Source organism: Arcanobacterium wilhelmae, from assembly GCF_029632765.1.
Classification (GTDB): domain Bacteria; phylum Actinomycetota; class Actinomycetes; order Actinomycetales; family Actinomycetaceae; genus Arcanobacterium; species Arcanobacterium wilhelmae.
In genome coordinates this window covers 169,400-180,525 of sequence record NZ_CP121247.1, presented here as the reverse complement: position 1 = coordinate 180,525, position 11,126 = coordinate 169,400, and the positions used below count along the sequence as shown (strand labels likewise).

11 protein-coding genes and 1 tRNA gene are annotated in these 11,126 nt (G+C 60.2%); 8 read left to right on the top strand and 4 right to left on the bottom strand.

Features of this window, described 5'->3' with window-relative positions:
* The first annotated feature begins 127 nt into the window (after positions 1 to 127).
* Positions 128 to 1,183: a hypothetical protein gene (locus P8A24_RS00840; protein ID WP_278058768.1), complete on the top strand. Its 1,056-nt coding sequence runs from the start codon at positions 128 to 130 to the stop codon at positions 1,181 to 1,183.
* Position 1,184: 1 nt separating this feature from the next.
* Positions 1,185 to 2,096 carry an alpha/beta fold hydrolase gene (locus tag P8A24_RS00835; RefSeq protein WP_278058766.1) on the top strand — a complete coding sequence of 304 codons (912 nt, stop codon included), beginning with the start codon at positions 1,185 to 1,187 and terminating at the stop codon, positions 2,094 to 2,096.
* 205 nt (positions 2,097 to 2,301) lie between these two features.
* On the opposite strand, the gene nth is transcribed toward P8A24_RS00835, so the two are convergent.
* On the bottom strand, positions 2,302 to 2,976 hold the full coding sequence (gene nth, locus P8A24_RS00830; protein WP_278058764.1) for an endonuclease III: 675 nt from the start codon (positions 2,974 to 2,976) through the stop codon (positions 2,302 to 2,304).
* Between the two features lie 178 nt (positions 2,977 to 3,154).
* On the opposite strand from nth, the gene P8A24_RS00825 reads away from it, so the two are divergent.
* Positions 3,155 to 3,832: a Crp/Fnr family transcriptional regulator gene (locus P8A24_RS00825; RefSeq protein ID WP_278058762.1), complete on the top strand. Its 678-nt coding sequence runs from the start codon at positions 3,155 to 3,157 to the stop codon at positions 3,830 to 3,832.
* 172 nt (positions 3,833 to 4,004) lie between these two features.
* Here the strand turns inward: P8A24_RS00825 and sp36 are convergent, their stop codons facing one another.
* Together sp36 and P8A24_RS00815 are read right to left on the bottom strand one after the other, a co-directional pair.
* On the bottom strand, positions 4,005 to 4,160 hold the full coding sequence (sp36, locus tag P8A24_RS00820) for a Sp36 family protein (protein WP_278012933.1): 156 nt from the start codon (positions 4,158 to 4,160) through the stop codon (positions 4,005 to 4,007).
* A gap of 22 nt (positions 4,161 to 4,182) precedes the next feature.
* Entirely contained in the window at positions 4,183 to 4,518 is a 336-nt protein-coding gene (locus tag P8A24_RS00815; RefSeq protein ID WP_278058759.1) for a WhiB family transcriptional regulator, read from the bottom strand.
* Positions 4,519 to 4,725: 207 nt separating this feature from the next.
* Here P8A24_RS00815 and P8A24_RS00810 point away from each other — a divergent pair, with 207 nt between their 5' ends.
* From P8A24_RS00810 to P8A24_RS00795, 4 genes are all read left to right on the top strand, one after another.
* Positions 4,726 to 7,116, top strand: coding sequence for a transglycosylase domain-containing protein (locus P8A24_RS00810; protein WP_278058757.1), 2,391 nt, complete (start codon positions 4,726 to 4,728; stop codon positions 7,114 to 7,116).
* Positions 7,113 to 8,117: a metallophosphoesterase gene (locus P8A24_RS00805; protein ID WP_278058755.1), complete on the top strand. Its 1,005-nt coding sequence runs from the start codon at positions 7,113 to 7,115 to the stop codon at positions 8,115 to 8,117. Before P8A24_RS00810 ends, P8A24_RS00805 begins: the two co-directional genes overlap by 4 nt.
* Positions 8,118 to 8,202: 85 nt before the next feature.
* A tRNA-Pro gene (locus P8A24_RS00800) sits at positions 8,203 to 8,279 on the top strand.
* Between the two features lie 182 nt (positions 8,280 to 8,461).
* Positions 8,462 to 9,100, top strand: a complete 639-nt coding sequence (locus P8A24_RS00795; protein ID WP_278058752.1) for a TetR/AcrR family transcriptional regulator — start codon at positions 8,462 to 8,464, stop codon at positions 9,098 to 9,100.
* A gap of 155 nt (positions 9,101 to 9,255) precedes the next feature.
* Here the strand turns inward: P8A24_RS00795 and P8A24_RS00790 are convergent, their stop codons facing one another.
* Positions 9,256 to 9,990: a type I 3-dehydroquinate dehydratase gene (locus P8A24_RS00790; protein WP_278058750.1), complete on the bottom strand. Its 735-nt coding sequence runs from the start codon at positions 9,988 to 9,990 to the stop codon at positions 9,256 to 9,258.
* Between the two features lie 167 nt (positions 9,991 to 10,157).
* Here P8A24_RS00790 and P8A24_RS00785 point away from each other — a divergent pair, with 167 nt between their 5' ends.
* Positions 10,158 to 11,075 carry a hypothetical protein gene (locus tag P8A24_RS00785; protein WP_278058748.1) on the top strand — a complete coding sequence of 306 codons (918 nt, stop codon included), beginning with the start codon at positions 10,158 to 10,160 and terminating at the stop codon, positions 11,073 to 11,075.
* The last annotated feature ends 51 nt before the right edge of the window (positions 11,076 to 11,126 follow it).

Genomic DNA, 11,126 nt, shown 5'->3' with positions numbered 1-11,126 from the left:
GTGAGTTTTCCACAAGCCGCCGGTCACGTTTTTCACGTGCCCTGAGCCTGTTTTCCAGGCGCGTCACTCCCACAAACCGTTAAAACCCCGTTACCGTGGGAAATAGTTACGATTTTCAGGAGGACTAGTGAGCACGCCAACCGACCCGTACAACTCGACCACAGGCAAACCTGCCGACGCCCCGTTCCTCGAGCCGCTCGAGGAAGAGACCCCCGCCGGCGACCTGCGCTTCTCCGACGACCCTGCCTCCGACCTCGCGCCACAAGCGCCGGCGGACGCTCCCGAACCAGCCGCGCCCGCCCGCTCTCATTTCGAGCGCCATGCCTGGGATAACGCAGCCTCCGACGAACCGGCGCGCCCCGCGACGCCGCCCACCGACGTCGCGCTCGGAGCGCCAGCTGAGCCGGCCGAGCTCGAACCTCAAGCCGCGCCCGCCGACGCCGACGCTGCCGCTCACGTAGCTCCGGCAGGTAACTTTGACGATCGCGCCGTCACGCGCACGTCGGTGATCGACGCAACCAACGTTGAATTCGCCCCGGTGTCGGAGTTCGACGGCCGCGACGACTCCCCCACAAGCGCCTCCGAATTCGAAAAGTCGGGCCTCGCAGCAACTGCAAGCGAGAACCGCGCCGCATGGGCGGGTGCCCCCGAGGAGCTCCCCGCAACCCCGGCGTCGGCTCCGCTCCCCCAACCTGAGCCCGAAAAGAGCCGCGCCTGGGCGCACGTCGGCTCGTTCTTCGTCGCACTGCTACTCCTGCCGGTGGCGTGGTACCTCACCGAAGATTCGAGCGCGCGCCTCGCCGCAAGCGCGCTGACCGATCAGCACACGATCAATATCCTGGGCGCATCGGAGCTCGTCGGCGCATTCGTGACCGCCGCACTGATCTGGTTCAATGCCCGCCGCAGCGCGCTCGGCGCGATCTTATGGGGTGCGATCGTGTGGATCGCCGGCCTCGTCGGCGTCTTCATGCCGGGCCTCATGGCTAACCTTTCCGCGAGCATGGCTGAGCCGTTCGGAACCTACAACGCCTTCACTGGGAACGTCGTGTACCACTTCTCGAATACGTCCGTGAACGGGCATATCGCTCTGCTTGGATTCGCCGTGTTGGCCACCGGCCTGGTGGTGCACCGCACGCGCGCACGCGCGGCGGCGCCCACGAACCTCGATTTTGCCGGAGAGTAATTTGCCCGCAGATACGTCGTGCGTCTCGTTTCCTGGCCCGTGGCAGCACCGGCTTGTGCAGGCGAATGGGGCACAATTCCACATCGCGGAGGTCGGGGAGTTCCGCAAGGATTCTCCACTCGTGTTGCTCGTTCATGGGTTCCCCGAGTACTGGTGGGCCTGGCGCGGGCAGCTTGAGCCGCTCGCCGACGCCGGTTTCCACGCGGTTGCTCTCGACCTGCGCGGCGTTGGCGGTTCCGATAAAACTCCGGGCGTGGTTGATTCGCTGACGTTGGCGGAGGATCTGGTGGCATTGGTGCGAACGCTCGGGTATGAGCGTGCGGTTCTTGTCGGACACGGACGTGGTGGTTCGCACGCATGGACTGCGGCGGCGATCGCGCCCGAGATGGTCGAGGGGCTCGTTGTGGTTTCTTCCCCTCACCCGCGCACCCTCCACCGCCTCGGTTTCCACGTGACATTCCGGACGTGGCGCTACTCGCTCGCCACTGTTTTTTCGTCTGTCGGTAAGCGATTGCTGGCGAATCCGCAGCGCGTGGCCGATTACCTGACCGAGTGGAGTGCGCCTGGGAACACCGGTGCTTCCGCAGAAGCGTGCCACTACGCAGACGCCATGGCTTTGCCTGGCGCGGCCGGGCTCGCGCTCGAACGGCTTCGTTGGAGTTGGGCGGGGCAGTTGCGCGCCCGTGGCCGCGAGTATCTCGCAGCCTCGCGCAAGCCCGTGCGTTGTCCGGTTCTCGCTGTTCGCGGCGAGCTGGATCCGTTGCTTCCGCCGCGCGCCTGGAACGCGGATCGCGAGTTCGCCCACGGCGAGTACACCAAAGTTCAGATTCCACACGCCGGGCATTTTGTTCACGAGGAACAGGCCGAGCGTTTCAACGACTCCCTGCTCGGCTTCCTGGCAGCCCACCAATAACGCCGCAATATCCCACAGGTAACGCCGCCAAACTCTCGTGCAGAACTCAATCAATCCGGCCGGGCGTTGCGATATACGCAACGCCCGCGCGAACTGACAGAGTTACGCACCGCGAAAGCGCCGCCCGCGTCCGGCGGCGCATCGTCCGCGTCCGGCGGCGACGTCGGATCTTGGCCGACGTCGGATCTTGGCCGACGTCGGGGCGCTAGTTGAGTGGGAACGACGGACACAGGTCTGCAAGCGGGCACCGCTCACACTCAGGCTTGCGCGAGTGGCAGATCGCGCGGCCATGATCGATCGTGCGGTGGCACGTGATCGTCCAGATTTCGGGTGGCAGGATTTTCGCGATCTCCAGCTCGGCCTTCACCGGGGCGGTTTCGCGCGTCCAGCCCCAGCGGCGTGAAAGCCTCCCGACATGCGTATCGACGGTGATTCCCGGCTTACCGAACCAGTTCCCCAGCACAACGTTTGCCGTTTTTCTCCCGACGCCGGGCAAGGTCACCAGCTCCTCGAGCGTTCCCGGAACTTCGGCGTCGAACTGTTCAATCAGCCCCACGGCAAGCCCGTGCACCGAACGCGCCTTCGAACGGAAAAAGCCAAGCGGATGCAAAATTCCTTCTAGATCCTCACCACGAGCGGCGGCCATTGCAAACGGATCCGGGTAGGCGGCAAAGAGCTCAGGCGTGACGGAGTTGACCCTCGCGTCAGTGGTCTGAGCAGACAAAACGGTGGCCACAAGCAACTCGAAACCGTTCGTAAAATCGAGCGCGCAGTGAGAATCCGGGTAGATCTCGGCGAGCCGATCCGTGATCGTGGCCGCCGCTTCGCGCCTCGCCGCGAGTGCGCGCGGCCGCGGCGGGAACTTCTCCTTTTTCACCATGTCGGCCCCCAAACACTCTTTTGCATGATTCCAGTCTAACTGCCACGGCTTTCGCCGGGAGTAATCGAGGTCGAAAAATTGTGCGATCCGTGACATGATTACACCAGTATGACCTCTCACACACCCGGAAAGTCGGTTCGTGCGCGGGGTGAGGAAAATTGACCAGAAAGGAATGCTCATGGATTCCAGCGTTCTGACGAATGTTGAGCTTTTTAAGGAGCTCACCGAAGAAGATCGCGCGGCCCTCGCCGCACTCATGTCGGAAACGAGCCTCAAGCGCGGCGAATCGCTCTTCCACGAGGGAGACGACGGCGATCGCCTGTACGTGGTCACCGAAGGCAAGGTGAAGCTTTCCCACACCGCAGATGACGGCCGCGAAAACCTTATCGCCGTTCTCGGTCCGGGCGAGATTATCGGTGAGCTCACCCTCTTCGATCTGGGGAACCGCTCGTCCACTGTGACCGCGATTGCGCCCACACACCTGCTGTCGCTTTCCCACAAGGACATGATGACCTACATCGAAGACCATCCGGCCATGGCTAAGGCGATGCTCAAGGAGCTCGCGAAGCGCCTGCGCACCACGAACTCGCAGATGGCGGATCTGGTGTTCTCGGATGTTCCCGGGCGCGTTGCTAAAGCTCTGCTCGATCTGGCTGAGCGCTTCGGCGAGCGCACTCCCGAAGGTATCTTCGTGGCACACGATCTCACGCAGGAAGAGCTTGCTCACCTCGTGGGCGCATCGCGTGAAACGGTGAACAAGTCGCTCGCCGATTTCACCTCGCGTGGATGGATCCGCCTCGAGGGTCGCGCCGTGCTGCTGATGCAGATCGGCCGCCTCCAGCGCCGCGCTCACTGAGTTCTTTCATTGGTGTGGGGAGAGGGCATTGAGCCCTCTCCCCACACCAATATTTTCGCTTCGTTACGTTGGCGACCGCACGCCCGGATGCACACCCACCCCGACGTCGGGGCTCACCGCGCGTTCGACACTAACGGCAGGCAACGCAGGCCGCGCATCGCCGTCGAGAAAACTACTCTTTCGGGCGCTTTAGGTACGCCACTAGGGAAGTCTCGTTCGGGCCGGGGAGAACCGTCACCAGCTCCCAGCCCTCAGATCCCCACGTATCGAGAATTGCCTTCGTATTATGAATGAGCAACGGAATCGTTGCATACTCCCAAATAGTCATGGGCACAGCCTAGCCCGGATACTCACGCGGAGCGAATCTCGGTGAGCCGAGGAACACGCCCCTCGCGAATCTCGGAGATCACGAAATCGTCCGACTCGGCAAGAGTGGACGTCCAATCCTCAACATCGGCATACCGACGTAGGAGAACCCGACGCTCACGCTCCGTCATTCCGCCCCACACCCCAAAATTCGCCTCCGATTCCAGCGCATCCGCCAGACACGTCAATCGAACAGGGCAACGACCGCACACTTTTCGCAGATCACGCTGAGCTGCGCCGCGAACGAAAAGGGCATCGGGATCCAGATCTGCGCAGGCGGCTGCGGCAGTCCATGAAGTTTCTGCATAAGCTAGTGACATATGTACTCCTTTGGCGTCATTGCCTTACGAGCTCGTGACACGTTTTTCTGTCACCTCTCCATATTAACGCGCACGTGCACAAATAGCACACCCGAAAAAGCCTGCAGTGGTACGCTGTGCACCCGCGTAGCTCTCCACTCGAAACTTCACTCTCCGAGATGAACAACACCCTGCCGCTTGTGGGGCAAAAACCAGTATCCTGGTTCCATGGCTCAAAACCGCAATCTGAGTGGACAATCAATCTTCGCCGCCATCGTGGCATTCCTCCTGCTGTGTACCGCGGGAGGAGCGCTCCTCGCCGCGACGGCGATCCCGTTTACGGCGGCGTCGGGAACAGCAGCGAATGCCGTGACGGCGACATTCGAAACCCTGCCGTCCAAAATCGACTTCGCCCACCCCTCCGAGCAGTCAACCCTGTACTCGGCCGACGGGCAGAAGATCGCCTCGTTCTACTCTGAAAATCGCGTCATCGTCGATTCCAGCCAGATCTCGCCGTTCATTAAGAACGCCGCTGTAGCGATCGAGGATCAGCGCTTCTATCAGCACCACGGCCTCGACGTGAAAGGCGTTGTTGGCGCCGTCATCAATAACGCTTCCGGAAATGCCATCGCTGGCGGCTCGACTATTACCCAACAGTTTGTCAAGAACACGCTCCTCGAAGAGGGGCGCATTGCTGGCAATACCGATCAGATTGCGGCAGCCACGGAACGTTCCATTACGCGCAAGCTCAACGAGGCACGTTACGCGGTGGCCGTGGAAAACAAGATGAGCAAGGACGAGATCCTCACCGGGTACCTCAACGTTGCACAGTTCGGTCCGTCGCAGTGGGGCGTCGAAGCGGCCTCTCAATACTTTTACGGCAAGCATGCCAAGGATGTCACATTGCCACAAGCAGCAATGCTCGCTGGCATCACACAGTCGCCGGGCAAGTGGAACCCTGTCACCAATCCCGAGCTCGCCAAGAAGCGCCGCGATACCGTGCTCGCCAAGATGCACGAGCTGGGGATGATCTCAGAAGCGCAGATGCGCGAGGGGATCGACACCCCGATCAAGGACATGCTCAACATCACCAAGTCGGTGAACGGTTGCGCGGCAGCAGGTGACAACGCCTATTTCTGCGAGCTCGTCACGAAGCAGCTCCTCGATTCGCCAATTCTCGGCGAGAACCGTGATGAGCGCCTCTCTAAGCTCTATCGCGGTGGCTTGCAGATCTACACCACCCTCGATCTGACACGTCAGAAGGCGGCGTACGACGCGATCGTGAAGCAAACCCCGGTAGATGATCCGTCATCGATCGAAATGGCACTCTCCTCCGTCGAGCCGGGCACCGGAAAGATCCAGGCGATGGTGCAAAACACCCGCTACGGGAATCCCTCCAACGAGGATCCCGATCAGACGAAGCTGAACCTCAACGTCGGCGAAGATCTCGGCGGCGGCGCCGGTTACCCTGGTGGCTCAACATTCAAGGCCTACACATTGGTTCAGTGGATCAAGGACGGGCACTCCGAAAACGACCGCGTCTACTCAGCACGCCAAACGTTCCGCAAAGCCTCGTGGAACATTCCGTGTGCGCCGACATATGCCGCCGACTACAGCCCCGGCAATCTTGATGGTCTCGGATACGCTCGCGGAAACATGTCCATCAAGGATATTATCCGCCGTTCGGTTAATGCGGGCGCCGTGGCGATGGGTAACAAGGAAAACCTCTGCGAACTCGATAAGACCGTCTCGGCGATGGGCTTGAAGCGAGGCGAGCTCGGGCGCGAGAATTCGCCCTCGTCGAATCTCACACGCAAGCATCGCGGCGATCTTGTGAAGGTTGGCGAACCACTCCCTCTGGATCTCAACCCCTCAATGCTCCTGGGCTCAAATACTGTCACCCCACTGTCGCAGGCCACGGCGATGGCCACACTCGCAGCCGAGGGCAAGTACTGCCGCCCGATTTCCTTCACGAAAATTACGGATACCGACGGCAAGGTGATCGGAACGCAAGAGCCCGAATGCCGCCAGGTTCTTGAAAAGTCGGTCGCACAAAAGGCCACAGCAGTTCTCAAAGGTGTTGTCGCTCCCGGCTACACCGGTTCAGAAGCGGTACTCGCAAACAACCGACCTGCCGCAGGAAAGTCGGGTACCGCCAACGAAGATTGGGCAGCCTGGTTCATCGGCTACACGCCTCAGCTTGCCACTGCCGTCTGGCAAGGCCACATGGAAGGTTTCATCTCCATGTTCAACACCACCATCAACGGTGTATTCAACCGTGAAGTGTACGGCGGTCTCTACCCGGCACGCGCATTTAAGATCTACACGGATGCAGCGTTGAAGGATCAGCCGATCCAACAGTTCGGCACTCCCCCAACGACGGTATCTGCGCCAAACACGGCAGAAAACAGTGCCCTATCGAATGCTCCCGCGAAGCCTGCACCGAAACCATCGGCAACGCCGTCACCGACGCCTTCGACAAGCGCTCCAGCCAAGAATGACGCACCCAAGAAGGAAGCCCCCAAGAAGGAGGCACCGAAGAAGGAGGCACCGAAGAAGGAAGCCCCCAAGACACACGATCCGGGCACGTACTCGCGCCGGACGAACGGTAACGGATGAGGGTTGCGCAGATGATCGCAGGGCTCGCCGCCGCAGGTGCTGCGGCGGCGAGCTACGCTTATCTTGAGGCACATTCATATGCAACGAGGCGCCGGCACATCATCCTCGCCGGCGAGAGTACTCCGGCAACGATCGCATCAGGTCAGAGCACTCCGGACGCCATCGCATCGGGTCACACCCCCGCCCAACATGAGCATGGCACGCTACGAATTTTGCACCTGTCCGATATGCACTTAATTGCGCGCGATTCCGGCCGTGCTCACTTTCTACGCTCGTTGGCAGACGAACGGCCCGATTTCGTGATCACAACCGGCGATTTCGTGGGAGAGAACGCCGGAATTGACGCAGTGTTAGCTGCGCTCGAACCTCTGACGGAACTTCCCGGCGCTTTCGTGTTCGGCTCGAATGATTACTACGGCTCGCGCCCGAAGAATCCGTTCTCGTATCTTTTCGGGGATTCGAGTTCCGACGGCGTCGAAGGCCGTGCGATTCTCGATTCCGAACGCCTGCGCGCCGGGCTCACCTCCCGTGGGTGGCTGGATTTGACGAACACCGTCGCGACAACGTCGGTAGCGGGCTGGGATCTGGAACTGTTCGGCGTTGACGATCCGCATATGGGTCGCGACACGATGCCACTCCTTTCCCCTCACACGCCTGGCGCGTTGCGCATCGGTGTCACTCACGCTCCATATGTGCGCGTCCTTGACGAAATGGCGAGTGCGGGCGCAGATTTAATCTTTTCCGGGCATACGCATGGGGGCCAAGTGTCGTTGCCGGGTGGACGTGCGCTCGTGACCAACTGCGATCTGCCGGCCACATACGCTCACGGCTTGTTTCAGTGGCCACCTGTGGAGCAGGCCCCGATTACCGCTGACGGCAGTTTAACCCTCGCACACAGCGCGACGGCGGTGAATCTTTCAGCAGGATTAGGCACATCGCCTTACGTGCCACTTCGGCTTTTTACTGCACCCGAGGTAATTCTGTTGGAGGTTGTACCGTAGCCACGCGGACGTGTTCTGCACCACGTCTTCCTCCGTTTGGTATTTCGCGACGACGTCGGCTAAACTAAACGAGTTGCAACCGCAACGGGGTGTGGCGCAGCTTGGTAGCGCGCTTCGTTCGGGACGAAGAGGCCGTGGGTTCAAATCCCGCCACCCCGACCACATAAAATCCCCGACATAGGTGACCTATGTCGGGGATTTTGATTTTTTAGGACGTTAGCCCTCTTTTGCACCCTGCTCCATTCCAGATGAGGTTTCCCTGAGAGGGAAATGACACATTGCCACTTATCGTCTCTCTTTCCCCGCGCTAAACTAAAGGTGCCACCACAAGAAAGGAGAATCCCATGCCGAAGATTATCGGCTCGAACCTGGCCGAACACCGTGAGCGCACTCGGGATGCTCTGTTCAGCGCTCTCGCCAAACTGATGGAAGAACGCGGATTCGATGGCATCACAATGTCCGATCTCGCACGTGAAGCCGGCATTGGCCGCACAGCGATCTACAACCACGTACACGATAAAGAAGATCTCCTCATGGAATTCGTTGCCCACGAGATCTCCGAGTACGTGGAGAGTGTGGAAAAATCCCTCTCAACAACAGCGAACCCCATTGATCAGCTTCGCATCTTCGTTCGCTCCCAGCTCCTTCAAGAGCGCGCCTATCTTCGCGCCCCTGGCCCGCCGCTCATCCAGGTTGTTTCACCGGAAACCGCGCGCCAAATGGGCAAGCATGTTGCACAGTCTTCAAAGATCCTCCGCGGAATCATCCAGGCGTGCATCAACAATGGTCTCGCACCACGCCAAGATGTTGGTATCGCAATCACTTTGATTAATGGAGCTCTCACGGGCCGCCGCATTCCCAAGGAGGAACCCGAGCGCACCCTTTTCTTCGACGCAGCCGAACGATTCGTCGTTCGAGCTATCGGCGCAAATGCCAACGGAAAGCTCACCGATCTCGGCCCTATCCCACCCTGCGCCTGGTAATACTTTCCCGGTCTGCATCCGAGCAAGCTTTGTGCATCGCCCATTCGATCGTAGCGGTACACATATAACCACAGTGGCGGTTTCTCGCGAACATCTTCGCGAGAAACCGCCACTGACATCTTTCCCCGAGGCATTCTTATCGCCACGGGATATCCCTAGAGCGCACCGACCTTCTGCCTGAGAACCTCAGGAGAAATCAGACGAGGTTGATTCGGGTGCCCCGCAGGAACAAACGTCGCCACCGAGCCATGCGTCAGAGCATCGTAACGTGAAGAAACACCGAGCGGCCCCTGCGCATAGGAAATGATCGGTTGAGACGGATCCGCAACCTCGTCAAGAACCTCATACAAACGCTCAAGATCATGCTCGGACCGAGCTGAGACCACGAACTTCACCACGTCAGCACCAACCTCGCGCATCTCCTCGATCATCAACTGCATCACCTCGTTGTCGGGCGTATCGACACCCTCGTGATGCGAGACCATTGTGGTGTAGCCGGCCGCCCTCGCTCGGCGGACGAACTCCGCCACCTGCGGCATCGAAAACTCCAGATCGATCACCACGCGCGAAGGATCCACCTGCAAGCGCATCAGCACATCGAACAGCTCCGCAAACAACAAGCGAACGCGGCCATCTGTGAGCGAGACTGTTCCACCTTCCTCCAAAGTTCGGATCGTCAACAGGAACGGACGATCAGTAGCCGCGAACATTGCGGGAATGATCTCATGACCGAGTGCCGTCATCGACGGATTGCGCTGGCTCGCGATCATGAAATCGATCCGCCACTCGAAAACATCCGCAACGTCGCGATGCTCGGCAATCTCCTCTAGCACCACTGCTTTCGTTGTTCCAACCAAGGGAACAACAATTGATCTCGGCCCGAATTCCATGATCCTCCTTTCACCTCCACCTATCTTACCCAATCGCCACCCCACCATCGGCACAGGCTCTCGCAGCCCGAACACCGGCGTCTCGCAGGGGCAAATACCGCCGTCATTGCAGGAATAATTCGTTCCACGCTCCGCTCGTGCTTTAGAGTGGTGCCGAGGAGGTATAAGTGAGCGTCAACGACTTCTTTAACGGACAGAGCTCCGAACCAAACCCGCGCCACGGCACCACTGGAGCAAACACGCCACAGCACGGCGGCATCGGGGTTGCCCTCTTGCAAGGTAAAGGGCCACTCTATTTCTTGATCGGCGCCGCCGCCCTCCTCGCCCTCGTGATCATCCTCGTATTCGCGCTGGTCATCTCCCAGGGCCGAAACCTCGCCTCGCCTGAGGCTGCCGCGCCCACCACCTCCTCACACGCACCGACGTCGGGAAGTGAACAGTCCGCTTCCGCACCGGCGAGCGAAACCCCGCAGTTCACCCCCGAAACAATCGCCGAGAAAACCGCATGCGATCCGACGTCGGAGGACGCCACCAAACTCTCCCAGTTCGTCACCCAAGCCGTCTCGAACGGCGCGTGGAACAGCGAAACCCAAGACGCCGTCACGAAAGCCCTGAAATCGATCGACGCCAAGTGCCCCAAGAGCTACACTGTCGCGCTTCTCGGAGCGCTGACCGATTCGGAAATGGCTCCCCAACTCAACGCGCTCGCCGCCGACGGCACGTGGATCACCCCCGCGAAGCCGCTCCCGGAAAACGCCGTCAATGTCGCGAGCTTCACCTCGCCGGCGAAGAACATCCACTGTGCCCTTTCTTCCGACAACGTGCGCTGCTCGATCAACGTCTACAACTATCCATCCACACCGGCGTCGTGCGAGGGCAAAACGCAAACCTACACCCTCAACCAAAAGGGCGAGCTCGAACGCGGCTGTGCCACAGCCGTGAGCTCCGCAAACATCGTCGACTACGGGACGAACGTGGCAGCGAACGGGTTCGGCTGCACTGTTGCAAAGGACGGCGTCACCTGCTGGCACGCCCTCACCGGAAAGGGTTTCACGCTCAAGCGGGCCAGCGAAAACCTCTTCTAACCGTGTGCACTCAAGAACGGGCGAACCTCATACCGTGAGTTATGCGCTGTG

Coding starts and splice junctions, on each gene's coding strand:
- nth (WP_278058764.1), bottom strand. CDS start 2,976: ATGGTGAAAAAGGAGAAGTTCCCGCCGCGGCCGCGCGCACTCGCGGCG.
- P8A24_RS00825 (WP_278058762.1), top strand. CDS start 3,155: ATGGATTCCAGCGTTCTGACGAATGTTGAGCTTTTTAAGGAGCTCACC.
- sp36 (WP_278012933.1), bottom strand. CDS start 4,160: ATGACTATTTGGGAGTATGCAACGATTCCGTTGCTCATTCATAATACG.
- P8A24_RS00815 (WP_278058759.1), bottom strand. CDS start 4,518: ATGTCACTAGCTTATGCAGAAACTTCATGGACTGCCGCAGCCGCCTGC.
- P8A24_RS00810 (WP_278058757.1), top strand. CDS start 4,726: ATGGCTCAAAACCGCAATCTGAGTGGACAATCAATCTTCGCCGCCATC.
- P8A24_RS00805 (WP_278058755.1), top strand. CDS start 7,113: ATGAGGGTTGCGCAGATGATCGCAGGGCTCGCCGCCGCAGGTGCTGCG.
- P8A24_RS00795 (WP_278058752.1), top strand. CDS start 8,462: ATGCCGAAGATTATCGGCTCGAACCTGGCCGAACACCGTGAGCGCACT.
- P8A24_RS00790 (WP_278058750.1), bottom strand. CDS start 9,990: ATGGAATTCGGGCCGAGATCAATTGTTGTTCCCTTGGTTGGAACAACG.